18 protein-coding genes are annotated in these 16988 nt (G+C 43.8%); 7 read left to right on the forward strand and 11 right to left on the reverse strand.

Going from position 1 to position 16988, the window contains the following annotated elements; translation table 11 throughout:
• Positions 1-195: 195 nt before the first annotated feature.
• Entirely contained in the window at positions 196-1803 is a 1608-nt protein-coding gene (locus tag QH73_RS11490; RefSeq protein ID WP_039716324.1) for a serine/threonine-protein kinase, read from the reverse strand.
• A gap of 279 nt (positions 1804-2082) precedes the next feature.
• Between QH73_RS11490 and pheT the strand changes: the two genes are divergently transcribed.
• On the forward strand, positions 2083-4572 hold the full coding sequence (gene pheT / locus QH73_RS11495; protein WP_039716323.1) for a phenylalanine--tRNA ligase subunit beta: 2490 nt from the start codon (positions 2083-2085) through the stop codon (positions 4570-4572).
• Between the two features lie 55 nt (positions 4573-4627).
• A complete protein-coding gene (guaD, locus tag QH73_RS11500) occupies positions 4628-5956 on the forward strand; it encodes a guanine deaminase (RefSeq protein ID WP_039716322.1) in 1329 nt (442 codons plus the stop codon).
• 17 nt (positions 5957-5973) lie between these two features.
• Here the strand turns inward: guaD and QH73_RS11505 are convergent, their stop codons facing one another.
• Entirely contained in the window at positions 5974-6873 is a 900-nt protein-coding gene (locus QH73_RS11505) for an ABC transporter ATP-binding protein (protein WP_039716321.1), read from the reverse strand.
• A gap of 384 nt (positions 6874-7257) precedes the next feature.
• On the opposite strand from QH73_RS11505, the gene QH73_RS11510 reads away from it, so the two are divergent.
• Entirely contained in the window at positions 7258-8910 is a 1653-nt protein-coding gene (locus tag QH73_RS11510; RefSeq protein ID WP_039716320.1) for a transglutaminase-like domain-containing protein, read from the forward strand.
• 67 nt (positions 8911-8977) lie between these two features.
• Here the strand turns inward: QH73_RS11510 and QH73_RS11515 are convergent, their stop codons facing one another.
• The gene (locus QH73_RS11515) at positions 8978-9340 is read right to left on the reverse strand and encodes a response regulator (RefSeq protein ID WP_236146966.1); all 363 of its coding nucleotides are present in this window, start codon (positions 9338-9340) and stop codon (positions 8978-8980) included.
• Between QH73_RS11515 and QH73_RS28760 the strand changes: the two genes are divergently transcribed.
• A complete protein-coding gene (locus QH73_RS28760) occupies positions 9340-9474 on the forward strand; it encodes a hypothetical protein (protein ID WP_286194087.1) in 135 nt (44 codons plus the stop codon). The genes QH73_RS11515 and QH73_RS28760 overlap by 1 nt on opposite strands.
• An 81-nt stretch (positions 9475-9555) precedes the next feature.
• Here QH73_RS28760 and QH73_RS11520 read toward each other — a convergent pair whose 3' ends face one another.
• The 4 genes from QH73_RS11520 to QH73_RS11535 form a co-directional block, all read right to left on the reverse strand.
• Positions 9556-11535 carry an ATP-binding protein gene (locus QH73_RS11520; protein WP_309476473.1) on the reverse strand — a complete coding sequence of 660 codons (1980 nt, stop codon included), beginning with the start codon at positions 11533-11535 and terminating at the stop codon, positions 9556-9558.
• 128 nt (positions 11536-11663) lie between these two features.
• Complete coding sequence (locus QH73_RS11525; protein ID WP_039716317.1) at positions 11664-12053, reverse strand: response regulator; 390 nt, start codon at positions 12051-12053, stop codon at positions 11664-11666.
• A gap of 342 nt (positions 12054-12395) precedes the next feature.
• Complete coding sequence (tgt, locus tag QH73_RS11530) at positions 12396-13499, reverse strand: tRNA guanosine(34) transglycosylase Tgt (RefSeq protein WP_052290140.1); 1104 nt, start codon at positions 13497-13499, stop codon at positions 12396-12398.
• Between the two features lie 97 nt (positions 13500-13596).
• The gene (locus QH73_RS11535) at positions 13597-13878 is read right to left on the reverse strand and encodes a hypothetical protein (RefSeq protein ID WP_201278078.1); all 282 of its coding nucleotides are present in this window, start codon (positions 13876-13878) and stop codon (positions 13597-13599) included.
• A gap of 104 nt (positions 13879-13982) precedes the next feature.
• Here QH73_RS11535 and QH73_RS11540 point away from each other — a divergent pair, with 104 nt between their 5' ends.
• The 3 genes from QH73_RS11540 to QH73_RS11550 all read left to right on the forward strand — a co-directional run bounded on the left by QH73_RS11540 (position 13983) and on the right by QH73_RS11550 (position 15507).
• Positions 13983-14351: a Rid family detoxifying hydrolase gene (locus QH73_RS11540; RefSeq protein ID WP_063777345.1), complete on the forward strand. Its 369-nt coding sequence runs from the start codon at positions 13983-13985 to the stop codon at positions 14349-14351.
• Between the two features lie 21 nt (positions 14352-14372).
• The gene (locus tag QH73_RS11545) at positions 14373-14840 is read left to right on the forward strand and encodes a cupin domain-containing protein (RefSeq protein ID WP_039716316.1); all 468 of its coding nucleotides are present in this window, start codon (positions 14373-14375) and stop codon (positions 14838-14840) included.
• A 127-nt stretch (positions 14841-14967) separates the two neighbouring features.
• The gene (locus QH73_RS11550) at positions 14968-15507 is read left to right on the forward strand and encodes a universal stress protein (protein ID WP_039716315.1); all 540 of its coding nucleotides are present in this window, start codon (positions 14968-14970) and stop codon (positions 15505-15507) included.
• A gap of 12 nt (positions 15508-15519) precedes the next feature.
• On the opposite strand, the gene QH73_RS11555 is transcribed toward QH73_RS11550, so the two are convergent.
• The 4 genes from QH73_RS11555 to QH73_RS11570 form a co-directional block, all read right to left on the reverse strand.
• On the reverse strand, positions 15520-15714 hold the full coding sequence (locus QH73_RS11555) for a hypothetical protein (protein WP_165587665.1): 195 nt from the start codon (positions 15712-15714) through the stop codon (positions 15520-15522).
• A complete protein-coding gene (locus QH73_RS11560; RefSeq protein WP_165587666.1) occupies positions 15711-15872 on the reverse strand; it encodes a hypothetical protein in 162 nt (53 codons plus the stop codon). The genes QH73_RS11555 and QH73_RS11560 overlap by 4 nt, the downstream gene beginning before the upstream one ends.
• 90 nt (positions 15873-15962) lie before the next feature.
• A complete protein-coding gene (locus tag QH73_RS11565; RefSeq protein ID WP_132866932.1) occupies positions 15963-16349 on the reverse strand; it encodes a beta propeller repeat protein in 387 nt (128 codons plus the stop codon).
• Between the two features lie 204 nt (positions 16350-16553).
• Positions 16554-16790: a hypothetical protein gene (locus QH73_RS11570; protein WP_132866934.1), complete on the reverse strand. Its 237-nt coding sequence runs from the start codon at positions 16788-16790 to the stop codon at positions 16554-16556.
• Positions 16791-16988 lie beyond the last annotated feature (198 nt).

The following is a 16988-nucleotide window of genomic DNA, read 5'->3' on the forward strand; positions in this document are numbered from 1 at the left end:
TGTCTTTCTCTATTCTTCCTGAGATAGATTTTGGCTTGCAATCGACACCACAGGCGCGATCGCGAATCGTCATCGCTGGGGGCAAAAACTAAGCAAAGATATATCTTTACAAAGTTGCTTGAGAGATATACAATATTTTCTAAAGCGAAAACTTTATTAAATCGGTCATGAATACTCAACGAGCAGCAATTTAGACTATCCCCTTCTATTAGGCTTTTTAGTAAACCAATCTGTCTTAGCTAGTGCCAGCTGATCGTCAGAAAGAGTCGCACCAGTTAGATTCGCACCGCACAAATTTGCACCTCTGAGGTTAGCATTGCTTAGATAAGCACCGCTCAAATCTGCACCGCGTAAATCGGCTCCCGACAAATCGGTATAACTCATGTATGCTTTGGTCAATACGGCATTTCTTAGATTGGCTTGACTGAGACAAGCTTGCCCAAAATCACCGTTACACAAAACTGCTTCTTGCAGATTTGCGCGATCGAGCTTGGAAGCGTAACATTTGATACCCGCAAGATTTTTTTTCCGTAAATCGATCGCGCTCAAGTCTTGAGAGGTAAAATCTCTTCTGCCATTGATGTATGCATTCAGTAAACTACCAGAATCTAAACGCTCAGCTTCTTTTGATTTTAACTTGGTTGGGCTAGGGGTTTTTACGGTTGTTACAGCATTTGCTCTAGCAGTAACTGGCTGTTGGCGAGTCATTTGAGTATTTACACCAGTCGTAGCACCCAACTCGCGCCGCGTCCGAATGTTCTGGGCTAATGCTGCTACGTACTGCTGATGGGAATTCAAGCCAGAGTAAACTGGTTGCGAAGGTTGAGATGGTTGGGAAGCAGGGATACTCGTAGGGCGCGGGCGAATTTGTGTAGCCATCCCAGACGAGATGCTGTCGAAGTATGGTTCCATCTCCAAAGCTTTCAGGACTTCATCAGCCGATTGATAGCGGTGGCGGACGGAAGCCTCAACCATCTTCCGCAGGACGATAGTTAGGTGCTGACTAATTCTGACTTCTTGCTCCCAGAGCATTTCACCTGTAGAAGGGTGATAGTCAAAATCTTTAGGAGATTTTCCAGTTAAGAGGAAAATACAGGTGATGCCTACAGCATAAATGTCACTGGCGTAGACTGGGCGCATTGCGATTTGTTCTGGTGGTGCAAAGCCATTCGTTCCCACAGAAAAAGCAGTCAGGGTGGTATTTTCGATTTGGCTGCTATAGGTTTTGCTAACTTGGTTTTTGACCGCACCAAAATCAATCAGGACGAGTCTGCTATCTTCACTACGGCGGATCAAGTTATTGGGCTTGATGTCTCGATGGATGACTTGTTGCGAGTGAATGTATTTTAAAATGCCCAAGATTTCACTTAAAAATTGCTTGATTCCAGCTTCGCTCATTGGACCTTTACGTTTGATCTCTTGCTGGATGGTTAAACCGTTGACGAATTCTTGAACTAGATAAAATTCTCGATCGGTTTCAAAATAGTCTAATAATCTTGGCACTTGGGGATGATTGCCAATTTTGCCAAGGGTCTGTGCTTCTCTGGCGAACAATTCCCGCGCCATTGACAAAATATCAGGTGTGTTGATTGAGGGACGTAGTTGTTTAATGACGCACCAGGGTTGTCCGGGTAAACTATCGTCTTGAGCTAAGAAGGTTGCACCAAAGCCGCCTTGGGCTAGTGCTTGCGTCACGCGATAGCGATCGCGCAGTTTTTGCAGGGGCGACCCACAAGACTGACACTGTGCGACAGAATTTGGGTTTTCTGGAGACTGGCAAGTTGGATTTAAGCAGTAGCTCATAACAGACTCGACGTTGCACAATGGAGGCAAACAATAGAAGCGAACAGAGTTTTTATACTCTGAATCAATTATTCAAATAAAAATTGACTTTTCCTAGGTTAGTCTTGCGGAGAATCGTTGAAGAATTGCTAAAGTTATCGGCAGCAATATCGGGTAATTGTAAGTTTTGTTTAAACATCAATTAGCCAGCTACTGGACTAGCAGGTAAAAGCACGTAGGTTTTGGATCGAGAATTTTGTAAGATAGATGAGCTGCGATTGAAACAAGCAAACACACTCCATGCGTATCTCTTTGAACTGGCTGCGGGAAATAGTCGATATCACGATGACTCCAGAGGAGTTAGCCCATACGCTCACTATGGCTGGCTTTGAGGTGGAAGAGATCGAAGACCGTCGTACTTGGGCTGATGGTGTCGTCATTGGCAAAGTGCTGGAGTGTCAGCGCCACCCTAACGCCGATAAATTGAGTGTTACGAAGGTGGATATTGGCAAAGGTGAGCCTTTAAATATTGTGTGTGGCGCACCGAATGTACGTGCAGATATCTATGTAGCAGTTGCTACCGTCGGCACTTGCTTACCTAAAATTAACGTAAAAATTCGTGCTGCCAATCTGCGGGGAGTGCGTTCCGAAGGCATGATTTGCTCCCTAGCAGAACTAGGACTATCGAAAGAATCAGCCGGAATCTATATATTTGACGAAGTAGGGGCGCACGGCTGTGCGCCCCTACAGTTAGGTGATGACGTTCGCCCCCTGCTGGGTTTAGACGAGACAGTTTTAGACTTGACAGCAACGGCAAATCGTGCAGATGCGTTATGCATGGTAGGGATTGCGCGAGAGGTGGCGGCTTTAACTGGAGCAACGCTGAGATTACCACAATCAGATGCTTTATCAATTCCAACAACGGCAGAATTAGCGATCGCCGTTCTCCAACCGCAAGCTTGTCCGGCTTATATCGGTACTGCGATCGAGGGAATCAAAATTGCACCTTCTCCAGAATGGTTGCAACAGCGCTTGCAAGCAGCAGGAATGCGACCGATTAATAATGTGGTGGATGCAACCAACTACATTATGTTGGAGTGGGGACAACCGCTACACGCATTCGATCGCGATCGCCTATTAGCAGTCACCAAAGAGGAATCCAACCCCTCACCCCTCACTCCTCGCTCCTCACCCCTCACAATTGGCGTTCGCTTTGCTGAATCGGGAGAAAGCTTAAAAACTTTAGACGGACAAAGCCGCAACCTGACAAGCCAAACTCTGCTGATTACTGCCAACGACAAACCCGTGGCTTTAGCTGGAGTCATGGGAGGAGAAGCAACGGAAGTCAGCGACACAACCCAAAATTTATTATTAGAAGCAGCGTTATTTGATTCTGTGGCGATTCGGCGTTCAGCGCGCAGTTTGGGTTTGCGCACAGAAGCTTCGGCAAGGTACGAGCGCGGTGTGAATTATGCTGAATTAGAATTAGCCTGTCGTCGCGCCATTAGTTTAATCCAACAAATAGCTGGGGGTACAGCGGTAAGTCAGCAAATTGCCGATCGCAGACCCGACATGGGTACGCTATCGCGATCGATCCAACTGCGCCTCGATCGCGTCAATCAAATTTTAGGCTTAGTCGATCTGGGCGATACGGATGGAGAATTGCAGCCAGACGAAATGCAACAAATTTTGACGGCATTGGGCTGCCAAGTGACGCCAGATGCAGAAAAAGAGCGAGTCTGGATCGTTACCGTACCACCCTATCGCTATCGCGACCTAGAGCGGGAAATCGATTTAATTGAAGAAATTGCCCGCGTTTACGGTTACGATAAATTCTGCACCACGCTGCCAGAAGCAACAGAATTTGGCTTTCTTTCGGTCGAACAACAGCTAACGCGGCAAATCCGAGAAGCCATGCGATCGGCAGGATTAACAGAATTAATGCACTATTCTTTAGTGAAACCAGGGGAAGATCGGCAAGTGGTGCTGGCTAACCCTTTATTCGCCGAATATGCAGCCCTACGAACGGATTTGATGGCTGGTTTAGTCGATGCCTTCCAATATAATTTGGAACAGGGAAATGGGGCGCTCAATGGTTTTGAAATTGGACGAATCTTCACTCAAGATGAAGCTGGAATCGATGAAATGGAGGCGATTGGAGGAATTTTAGGTGGCGATCCAACACAAGGTAAATGGGTCAACGCCGGACGCGATCGCCCTATGAGTTGGTATGAGGCAAAGGGTATATTAGAAGGCGTATTTCAGCGTTTGGGATTGTCGATTGAATATCAACCCAGCCGACAAGATACGCGCTTGCACCCAGGACGAACGGCTTCTTTATGGTTGCAAGGAAATCGCTTAGGTGTCTTCGGACAGTTGCATCCTCAGTTACGGCAAGAAAGAGGTTTACCGGATGAGGTTTATGTTTTTCAACTCGATTTAGATTTGCTATTTGATGCTTTGGATGTAGAGGAAATGCTCGTTCCTCGCTTCAAACCTTATTCTACTTATCCAGCCGCCGACAGAGATATTGCTTTTTTTGCTCCCGTCGATGTCTCGGTAGCAGAATTAGAACGGGCGATCGCTCATGCAGGTGGTCAGCTCCTAGAGTCGGTAGAATTATTTGATGAGTATAGGGGTCAAGGCGTTCCCGCAGGACAAAGAAGTTTGGCTTTTCGATTAGTTTATCGGGCAAGCGATCGCACTTTGACTGATGCAGAAGTAGAACCCGTGCATCAAAAGGTCAGAGAATCTTTAGTCGAGAAGTTTAGTTTAAATTTGAGAAGTTAATCGTAGGGGCGCACATTTGTGCGCCTGTTTTGAAGTTATTCGTCGGAACTTCTTTATGTCATCTCTCAAGGCTTTTCGTAGTTCGTTTCTAGATTTTATTGCCGATCCATTCTACGTATCTGAATTAGAAAGCGCGCGCTATATTCCTGATGGATTACTAGTTTTGGAAGATGGCAAAATTAAAGAAATAGGAACCTACGACAGTCTGCAACATAAATACCTAGACATTTCAATAACTGCTTATCCTGGGATGCTGATAATGCCAGGATTTATTGACACTCACGTTCACTTTCCCCAACTAGAAATAATCGCCGCCTACGGGGAACAATTACTAACATGGTTGAACAAATATACATTTCCCACTGAAGGGAAATTTAAAGATAAAATCTATGCCCAAAAAGTAGCCGCTATCTTTCTCGATGAATTATTGAAAAATGGTACGACAACAGCATTAGTATTTGCTACCGTTCATCCTGAATCGGTAGATGCTTTTTTTGAAGAAGCTAACCGCCGTCAACTACGGATGGTTGCTGGTAAAGTGATGATGGATCGTAACGCTCCAGATTTTCTGACCGATACCGCAGAAACATCATATCAAGAAACAAAAGCACTGATTCAGAAATGGCATAAAAAAGACCGCTTGCTGTATGCTGTGACTCCTCGCTTTGCCATAACTTCAACCAACGAGCAATTACAAATAGCCGGAAGACTTTTAAAAGAATTTCCCGATGTTTATTTACATACTCATATATCAGAAAATGTAGATGAAGTTGCATTTGTCAAACAATTATTTCCCGAAAGTCAGGGTTATTTAGACGTGTACGATCGCGCCGGATTAGTAGGCGATCGTTCTGTGTTTGCCCACGGAGTTCACTTAACTGATGCAGAGTTTCACAGATTATCCCAAGCAAATGCCGCGATCGCATTTTGTCCGACATCAAATTTATTCTTAGGTAGCGGACTATTTAGAATTGAAACAGCTAAATCAAAAGATTGTCCTGTGAAAGTTGGTTTGGGTACAGATGTAGGTGGTGGAACGAGTTTATCTCTCCTACAAACCGCAAATGAAGCCTACAAAATTGCTCAACTAAGACAGCAAAAACTCTCACCTTTTCAAGCACTATTTTTAGCAACTTTAGGAGGAGCAAAAGCACTCAACTTAGAAGATAAAATTGGTAATTTTGCCCCTGGCAAAGAAGCAGATTTTATTGTCTTAGATCCGCGTGCTACACCATTAATGGCATTTCGTAATTCTGACACAATCCCAACATCTTTAGCAGAATTAGCAGAAAGAATCTTTACCTTAGTCATTATGGGAGACGATCGCGCCATACATGCTACTTATATTATGGGGAAAAATACGGGAGTCGGGAGTCGAGATTGATTAATAACAGTTAACAGTTAACTGTTAACTGATTTAGTGACTTCTAAGTAAATATATTCTAATCGCACGGGTTGACGGGAAATAGCATTAAGAGGAATACCTTCAAAGAGGGAGATAATTTCTTTTAGATCTAAAGATTCTGGCAGCCAGAAAGCAAGATCTCTACCATAGTAACGGTAGTTAAAACCTAATTTTATTGCCCGAGCGATCGCTTTTTCCTCTTCAGATGTCTGTACGATAATAATTTCTTCAGCAGATATGTGTTGACGTAGTTGAGCTAAACTACCTTCAGCGATTATTTGACCATTTTTCAAAATTCCAATTCTGTGACAAAGACGTTCGGCTTCGTCTAATAAATGAGTGGTGAGTAAAATAGTAGTCCCTTGACGTTGGAGTTGTAGAATTAATTCCCAAATCTCGTAACGCGCCTCTACATCTAAACCTGTAGTTGGTTCGTCTAAAATCACTAATTTGGGTTGATGAACTAAAGCGATCGCAATATTCAATCGCCGTTTCATGCCTCCACTCAGTTTTTCAACAGGAGTTTTTGCCCAATCTAATAAGTTGACAGCAGCTAAACAAGACTGAATTTGTTGCTTTCTTTGTTTAACTGAAATACCGTAAAGTTGAGCAAAAAAATTAAGATTTTCCGCGCAAGTTAAGGTTTTGTAAAGTAAATTTTCTTGAGGGACAACACCAATAATTTTTTTTGTAGCATCAGAAACAGGTCGCTCGGCGATCGCAATTTCTCCGCTATCTGCTTGTAGTAGATTACAAATAATATTTATTGCAGTTGTTTTTCCTGCTCCATTTGCCCCTAATAAACCGTAAATTTCTCCTGGTAAGATATGCAATGTTAGGTCTTGCAATACTCGCCTTTTTCCATAAGATTTGTTAAGCTTCTGGATATTTAACATGAGTAATTTAGGAGCGAACAGTAAAGTAGGGCGGGCAATACCCACCCTACTTAATCTTGCAGAAAAAGTGGGCAGAGTTCACACTATCAAATTAGATGAAAAAAGTAAATATTGATTCGATTGATTTTATTTAAATTGTAATTATAGAAGCAGTTGCCCATTAAGCGGAGATTGGAACGCTGCACCTTAATACTTGCTTCCTGTCTCTTTCGGTACTTAACTGTATTCCACAGACAGTATAAAATTGCAATTCATATACTTTCGTGTTTCCCTTTGGAAGTACGGGTGAGTTTTGAACCAAGATTTATTGTCACCAGCGATGAATCTGTTGCTCAACCAGCCCCTACCACTCCTGACTTCTCTCTTGTCCCCTTACGCACGCATATGACTCAACCCCTTTGGCAACGGACAATTAGACCTTTTGGTGCAGCTGCCTTGCATGGTATTGCCAGTTATGGCGATCGCCTGTTAGCCATTGATAAGGTCAAAGGGTATTTGCTGCAAATCGATCCAGTGAGTGACAACACCACAATTTTGAATTGGCAAACCGCAGAAGAGTTTGTTGACGTAACGGGAATCTCAGTGTGGGAAGACACGCTATGGTGTACGCGGGACGATACGGTTTACTGTTGCCAGTGGGGAGAGTTTAAACTCAAACCTTTTGTTACCTTACCTTACACTGCCGATGGAGTCACGGTATGGCGATCGACGATTTACATCACTTGTCAAAAAGCAGGCTATATCTTAATTTTTGACAGCAATACAGGGGGACAAATTACCAGATTTTTTGCTCCAGGGGTAGGGATAGAAAACATTACAGTTAAGGAAGAGCATTTGTGGGTATGCGATCGCACGGAACAGACAGTATACTGTCTCGATCGCGCCACAGGAGACATTCAATTTAGCGTCCTGACTCCGTTTGAATGCCCTACGGGGTTAACTTTTTATACCCAGCCACAAACTAACGAAACATTACTCTACATCGCTTATGCATCAGAAGAGGCGTATATCAGGGATAATCCTAACTTAGACCCATCGCACGAATTAACCTATCGCGATCGCACCTTTATCCATCCGCTGCAATACCACTACAACTCCCAAGGACACTACGCTCTTTCCAACGGCTACGCGATCGAAATGGTCTATGCTGAGGAATTATCGCCGCTAGACGAAGTAGACTTAGAACAGGTAGAGTGGCGAATTGCCTTACCTGCATCCACCGACCGTCAAAAAGTCGTCCACGTTGAACCGATTGGTCTGCCTTTTACAGAAGAAATCCAAGAAGGACAGCGAGTTGCAGTATTTAAATTCGATCGTTTAACAACAGGCGATCGCCATCTTTTCGGTTGGAAAGCGATCGTTGAAGTCCGCAGCATCAAGTATCGCATTGCTCCAAGAGAAGTAGAAAATATCCCTCCTCTCCCGCCAGAATTTGCCCAGCGTTATTTGGTAGATGATGATGAATTAGCAATGGAATCATACATCGTCCGTCGTGCTGCTCGCGAGGCGATCGGTAGCGAAACCAATATCCTGCGCCAGATGTACAGTATCCGTAATTACGTCTACGACCAATTATCCTATGGGATTAAACCTCACATCGACACACCCGATATTGTTCTCGATCGCGGTGTTGGTTCCTGTGGCGAATATGTTGGTGTTTTACTGGCTTTGATGCGCTTAAATGGAATCGCTTGTCGTACAATCGGACGCTACAAGTGTCCTCCCTATGCCGAACACCAGCAAGTCCCCCTGCAACCGGACTTTAACCACGTTTGGGTAGAATTTTACTTACCAGGACTAGACTTGTGGTTGCCGATGGAATCAAATCCCGACGACGTAGTAGAACAAGGTCCCTACCCTGCCAGATTTTTTATGGGTTTAGCCTGGTATCACATTGAAATTGGCAAAGGTATTTCTTTTGAAACGGTGAAAAGCAATGGCGTACCGCTAAATAAAGAAGAAGTTTCGATTGGTGACTTAGCAATTAATCATATTCGGTTTACAATTTTGCACGAATTACCACCTGTTAAGTCGTAAGTCGTAAGTCGTAAGTCGTAAGTCGTAAGTAACTGATAACTGATAACTGATAACTGATAACTGATAACTACTCACTATTCGCAAGGTAACGAATGAGGTTTAGAAAAGAGTTGTAGTCAGTAATCGGCTTAGCCACGAACTCGTCAGCTTGGGAAGCAGCAAGCAGAAACTGACGTTCGCCTGCCAAAGCGTAAGCTGTTACGAGAATAATCGGAATTCGGGCTGTTTGCGCTTGATTTTTTAACACGCGCGAAATATCAGCACCACTAACAGCTTGACCTTGCCACTGTGCATCTGGCAAATTAATATCCATGATCACCAAATCAACAGCTTGCGTCTGACAACGCCGGAAGATTTCTGCTGGATCGTCTGTAATGTAAACGTAATGTCCCCCCAGACGTTGCAAGAGTTTGGCAGTACTACGAGCCAATGTGTAATCGTCATCAACTAAGAGAATATTCAAGCAGGCTACGAAGAAAAATTAGAGCGCGATCGCAATTATATACAGTTATTAGGGAGCAGGGAGCAGGGAGTAGGGAGCAGAGAGTAGGGAGCAGGGAGTAGTGATTTGACAGAGATACTCTAGATACCAATAACAAATGACAAATGACAAATGACAAATGACAAATGACAAATGACAAATTATCACTTTTTCACAGGAAGAGTAAAAGTAACTTTCGTGCCTTGTCCTAAACCTGGACTCTCTAGACTGATTTTTCCTCCCATCAGTTCTACTAAACGCTGACACACGGTTAAGCCTAAACCCGTACCTCCATAGCGCCGTTTCACCGAACCGTCTGCTTGGACAAAAGGCTCAAATACCACTTCTGCTTGGCTTGGTTCGATCCCAATTCCAGTATCAGTTACCGAAATTTCAATTGCTGGTTCGTCCGTTTTGGTAATTGCCCGAATGCAAACTTGCCCAGTTTCGGTAAATTTAAAGGCATTAGCCAAGAGGTTAGTTAGAACTTGTCGCAGTCGAAATTTATCGGCATAAATCCGCTCCACTTGACAATCTATACTTAAGGGAATTCCTTTACAGTTGCTCTCAATTTGAAATAAACGTTGTAGTTCTGTCAATAGAGGCATTAGCTCAAATTCTTCCCAATGCATCACCAATCTTCCGGCTTCAATTTTTGCCAGATCGAGAATATCGTTAATTAAGGTGACGAGATTTTCTGCTGATTGATAGGCAATTTGAATGTATTCTTTTAACTCTATTTCGTTGTAGTAAAGCCCTTCTTTGAGCAATTTCAAATAATTAAGCGTGGCTGCTAAAGGCGTGCGTAATTCATGACTGGTGGAGGAGAGAAAATCTGATTTGAGGCGATTGGCTTCTTCTGCCAGGGTGCGGGCGGTATTCAGTTCTTGATTACGTCTTTCTAACAATTGCCTCTGTTGTCGTTCGTATTCATGCAATCGATGTTGCATGACGGCAAGCGAAAGATGATTGGCTAGGGCTTGGACTAATTCTATTTCCGAACTCGTCCATTCTTTGCTTTGTCCTCGTTTCAATTCTCGCCAAGCCTGGAAAGAATCCCTTACTCTGGAAATACGTTCGTCAGGATCGAATCTTCCCGCCCAAGTAATATCAGTATCGATCGCATCGCGGAAAATGGTCAGGCAACCCAAGGTTTCACTACCATAATGCAAGGGCATAACAAATAGGCTGCGGATATTCGTAGTTTGAAAGGCGGAAACAACCTCTTGTAACTCTGGCGCTTGATAAAGATTGGCGATCGCTACATACTCGTGCTGGGGATTTCTACCAACACCAGCCATCAACTGTTGCCAAAATGGAGCGTTCTCCAACATTCCTTGAGGTTGGGCTTTATCAGTATAAATTTCTGTGATTTGTGCTTGCCCTGTAGGACAAAGATATAGTCTACCACCAGAACCATCAACGCTGTTGACAATACTTTCAAGGGCAATTTGCAAAATTGTTTGAATTGAGTGGGGAGAGTGGAGGAGAGTCGAAATTTTGTTGATTAATTCTTGGCGAATAGCTCTTTCGCGTGCTTGCGTCAGTAGTTGAGATTGAGAAATTGCGATCGCGAGGTGTTCTACAACAAGTCGCACCACGTCTAATTGTTCCTGACGAAAAGTTTTGGGTTGCGTGTGGTGACAAGCTAGCAGCCCCCACAAGGAGCGATCGTGAAGAATTGGGATGACTAAGGAAGACTGCACCCCCATAGCTGTGAGATATTCGACGTGACAAGGATCGACGGGGCGTTGGAGAATTTCTGTGATGGTTTTTTGTTGAACTTCTTCTACTGTCAAATCTCCCGTAGTCTCTGGGAATTTCAAATAGCTGAGGCTAATCTGTTGTTGGGGAACGTCCACAATCGATCGCGCCCCAATTTTGACAAACATCTCCCGTGCGTGGGGAGGAACATCATCTGCGGGAAAGTGCAATCCTAGTAAAGATGGTAAGCGCTTTGCTGCGATCGCTTCGGCAATAACTTGTCCTGTTCCGTCAGGATGAAATTTATAAACTTTGACTCTATCTATTTGTAAAAATGCCCGAATCTCCTGCACCGCAACAGAGAGAATCTGCTGTAGTTCCAAAGATTGATGGATGCGATTCGTAATCTGATTTAACAGAGAATTTCGGTTCAGTCCCACTCGATTCTGATGTTTTTTGGGTCGCATATTTTTGGAAGTCGGGAGTCGGGAGTCGGGGACAAGGAAGACAAGGGAGCAAGACAAGTCACAAGTCAACTGATAACTGATAACTGACAACTGATAACTGATTACCCATTTACTAATAATTCTTGCAATTGCCGTGAAATCTCATCTAACCCTGCATCTTTAGCTAAGAAAGCGTCAGCTTCTTTACAGAAAATCTCGCCACTGTTCAATTCATTTTTTCCAATAAATGCGGTCACTAACACGAGAATTGGAGGTTCTAGTAAAACTTCTCTGATATAGCGAATAAATTTCCGCCCGTCAATTTCTCCGTAAGCATCGGGTGGCAGAGACAGATCGACCATAATTAAGTCATATTGCCGCACATCTTGAATCAAATCTTCGATGAGCGAGTTGGCATCATTGAAAACAGACACTTCAAAGGTGTTTTTCAAAAAGCGCTGAAGTGCTATGCACCAATTGCGATCGTCATCTAGTACTGCGATTCGGCACATGAAAAGGTAAGCCCATAAAACTTGATAAATCTTTACTAAACGCAGGCAAATTTTGACTAACTTCTTTTAGCTTAAAACTAGATAACCACTCGTTAGTTAAAAAAATAATTAAGCTAGAGGCGATCGCAAGGCAGGTACGATCTCTGCCCCAGAAGATAGCACTTTTAAGGAGAGTTGGACGGCAAAGTTTTAGTAAATAAACTTCTATACATCAATCTATAAATCTCAGTATTATCTATAGTAGGTTGCATCCTTGCAGCGTTCATTCCGCGTGCTTTGGCAACGATTGCCCCGGCATTGTCGGCAAAACCAGTCCAGGAGATCGCAGTTTGTCTCCAATTATTAACTCAACCACTGAGCAAATTCTGTCGCGAACCGATCGCTAATTATTGCCTCGCGAATCTTTTGGGTAAACCGAACCAATTCTGTAATATTATGAATGGTCAACAGAGTATAAGCTAAAATTTCCTGCGATCGCACCAAATGAGAAATATACGCCCGCGTAAAATTTTGGCAAGTATAGCAAGGGCAAGTTTCATCTAAAGGTTGAAAATCTTCTCGATATTGAGAATTTTTTAAATTCCACCGTTCACCCTTTACCAAAGCTGCACCATGACGGGCAAGGCGTGTAGGAATCACGCAGTCAAACAGATCCATACCAGATGCGATCGCTTGTGCCATTTCTTTATACGTCCCCACCCCCATCAAATATCTGGGTTTATCTACTGGTAGCATCGGGGTTGTGGCTTGTACGATCTTGGCAATTAGTTCTGGTGGTTCCCCTACGCTTACGCCACCAATTGCATATCCAACTAAATCTAACCCTGCCAAAGCCTCAGCCGCCGCCGCCCGTAAATCTGGGTAGATTCCCCCTTGGACGATGCCAAACAACGCTTGATCGGGGCGCTGGTGGGCGCTAATACAACGTTCTAACCAGCGATACGTCCGTTGTGTCGCCGCTTCAACTGCCTCGCGACTGGCGGGATAGGGCGGACATTCATCAAATGCCATAATCACATCAGCACCCAAAGCATTTTGGATTTGGATCGATCGCTCTGGGGTTAGATTAATCATTTGTCCGTCATGAGGCGATCGAAATATCACCCCATCATCGGTAATCTGACGCATTTCGCTCAAGCTGAAAACTTGAAAGCCGCCAGAATCAGTTAGGATTGGTTGATTCCAGCGCATGAACTGGTGTAACCCTCCAGCCTTTTCGACAATGCTTTCCCCAGGCTGTAAATGCAAGTGATAGGTATTTGCCAAAACCATCTGCGCCCCCGTTTCCTGAAGCTGTGCGGGAGTGATGGTTTTCACATTTGCTAGCGTCCCTACGGGCATAAAGCGAGGAGTTTCAACCGCACCATGAGGAGTGTAAAAGACACCTGCACGGGCTTTGGTTTGGCTGCAACGAGTAGAAACTTGGAAGGAAAATTGCGTAGTCAAGTCAGTTATCAGTTATCAGTTATCAGTGATTAGTAACTTGTGACTTGTGACTAGATAAAGAATCTAGTTCACTAGCCACTCCCCAAAATTGTAGATATCAATCAGCATCGACTAATTGAGTCACAATAGGCTTCAATCTTACATCAAAACCTTCAATTCCAAATAAGCGCCGTTGGGTAAATGCGCCGTCAATTAATAAGAGGAGGTGAACGCCTAACTGTTTAGGGTTGTCTACTCCTACCACTTCAGCTAAAGATACTAGGCGATCGCGAATTGCGAGCCTGTTTGCGACAGCCATTTGGTGAGCAGGATGTTCTAGTTCTGGTAATTCCGATGCTGTCACCAAGAACGGACAACCATAACATTCGGGTTTTGCCAAATACTTGTCTAACCAGGCAAATAAAGCAATTATCTGCTGTTTCGGCTCGTTTGGGTGTCGGGCGATCGCAATTTCAAATAATTGAAATCATGCGTAAATAAGTCGTGTACGCGCCAGAGGTAGCAATTCCTGTCAAAGCCTATTCCCAAGCAATCGATACAGGAAGTTTGGTATTTTGTTCGGGACAACTGGCTTATGATGCTCAAAACGATAGGGCAATTTCAGGTTCGGCGGCAGAACAAACTGAGTTTTTAATGGAGAATATTAAAGCTGTTTTAGCTGCGGCTAGTTTACAGTTGCAAGATATAGTCAAGGCAACTATTTACTTGACTGATATGACTGATTTTGTTTCGGTTAACGAAGTGTATGCTAGCTATTTTGATACCGAGCTGCCAGCGCGATCGACCATTGGTATATCTGCTTTAGCCAAGGGAGTCAAAGTCGAAATAGAAGTTATTGCTAGTAGAACTTAAAATCTTAAGAGGCTTAGAATCATGACAGCAATTGACTGCGAAGTTCAGCGAAGCGAAAACGCTACTGTAGCCAATATAGGTAAGTTGTCACAACTAAATCGTTTTGTATTTCAGCTACCATCGAGAGCAATTGAAGTTGAGGGCAAGTTATTTATCAAGCAAATTCTAGACTTAACAAGTTGCGAAATATCCTTCAATAAGTTACCAGCAAAAGCAGCAATTCCCTTTTATCATAAACACAAGCAAAATGAAGAAGTTTATCTCTTTATACAAGGTAAAGGAGAATTTCAAATTGATGGTAAAGTTTTTCCAATCGTGGAAGGTACAGTAGTACGAGTTGCTCCTGACGGTGAGAGAACTCTCAGAAGTATTTCAGATAAAGATTTGGTCTATATTGTCATTCAATCTCGGGCTAACAGTTACGAGGGACATACAATTTTGGATGGTGTGGCGATAGATAAAAAAGTGAGCTGGCTAAATTCTGACTAACATCCTCACAACTTCCTCAAAGTTTTTTACTATGACTAAATTAGTAGGGAGTAGTAACAAATGACAAATGACGAATAACCAATGACCAACGATCAATGACCAATGACATATTTGGAGATAACTTCATATGTTTCAAAAAATATTAGTAGCGCTCGATACTTCTAGCCTCAATCGAAGCGTTTTTGAGGCAGCACTAGGCTTAGCAAAGCCACTTAATACCAACGTCATGCTATTACACGTACTTTCTGCTGAAGAAGAGGGTAGCCCAGATATTTATATGATGTCCCATGCAGACTACTATCAGGGATATGGGATGAGTAGCGAAATCATACAAATGGAGCGCCAGCGATGGGAAGAGTTTGCTAATAAAGGACTGGAGATGCTGCAAAGTCTTACAGATGAAGCAACTGCGGCGGGAGTGAAAACGGAGTTTAGTCAGATAGCTGGTAGTCCTAGCCGTACTGTTTGCGAGTTTGCGCGAAATTGGCAAGCTGACTTAATTATTATGGGTCGTCGGGGTCATTCTGGTTTGAGCGAATTGTTTATGGGTAGTGTCAGCAACTACGTCCTGCATCACGCTCCCTGCTCTGTGCTTACAGTACAACATCCAGGGGTGAATCGCGACACAGAAGCAGAACACGTTACACCTGCCATGAGACATTGTTAAGTAAGTCAAAAGTTAGAAGTTAAAAGCTCTACCAGATAAGCAGAGTGGCGATCGCTTACAGTGGTATGTACTTTGTCTACTTTTTTGGCGAGTCATTTGGTGGAAAATGTAGATAGTACTGGGAGAAGCACTGTAGTTACCAGATGGATTGCGGATCGTAACGCGATCGCCATTATCGAGACATGAATACGCGAAAAGTTCTATCAATCAGCAGGCGCATCACCTGTTTTAGGAACTTCACCTGCTTCTGAAATAGGATCTTCTGGGTTTTCACTGTCCTCAGCCGCAGGAGATTTAACTTCTACTTCTGGTGACACTTTTTGTTGAACTTCAGAGGTAACTTTTTCTTGTTTTCGATCTGTCATAACTCCTCTCCTCTTTAATTAGAACTGGAGTCCATTCTAAGAAGATTCTCAATATTCATTCCTCTTCCTAAAAGATTGTTTGTGGCTGCGTCATGAAAAATTCAAGCAGTGAATTGGTGGCAGATCTGAGGCGAACTGTTTCCATGTCAAGCCAGCATCCTCTGATAGGAAGATCTGACCGTTACTCGTACCAAAAACAGTTCTATCCTTTAACGCCACAAGGCTTCCCGTATCAATGTTGTGCGAAAACCACTGCGGCAAACCTCGATCGCACTTCTCGAAAGTCCCCGCTCGGTCGAGCGATCGCCGATAAATTGCTGCCTTAGCACCAGATGGACCGCTAGAGGTACTTATCAAGACTGTCTCCCCACAAACAGCAACAGCGCGGGAGTATGTGGAGTGTAGGTTAGCTCGCTCCAAGCCTGAACGGACTCTGGCTTGGAGCGATCGCAGTAACACCGTGACCCTCCAGTTCAATCCACTGCTGGGATGCTGTAAACCATACCAAACCCGCAGATGTTCCTAACTGTTAATGGATGCTCCTGGCTTACACCAGTTTCTTTTGACGCTATTTTTTGTTGCACAAATTCAGTCATATCTAAACTCCCTTTCCCGATCTCTCCGGTTGGCTCAGACAAAAGAGAATTGCGGAATTAACTTTCTAAACATATTTCTTTAGTTTCACTCTAGCACCTTCAGTAGTCCTACACAAGTAAGGATGTAAGGCGATTCATAGCAATTCTCGATTGCGTGCATGACATCTGTAGGGGCGCACAGTCGTGCGCCCCTACGGTCGTGTGTTTTATCCAATTGAAAACCGCGATTCATATGCCTGCTCACACCTTGCCCATTACCTTGCGCCAGTGCGATCGTCTCTCTCACGTTGGTTGGGTTGAGTCGGCAAAACCCAACATCCACCTGCATCCCCTGAAGGGGATGCTCATACCATTTTACTAAAACTATGCTGCAGAAGATCTGAACTAGCCCCCCTTGATAAGGGGGGTTGGGGGGATCTCTTTTGTCGTAGTCAAAGAGTAAATTGGTATCAGATGCAATGTGAATGATTGGGAAGGACAACGATCGCATCCAGTTGACTGTAACCGATGGGGTTGAATC

The organism is Scytonema millei VB511283, from assembly GCF_000817735.3.
GTDB lineage: Bacteria > Cyanobacteriota > Cyanobacteriia > Cyanobacteriales > Chroococcidiopsidaceae > Chroococcidiopsis > Chroococcidiopsis millei_B.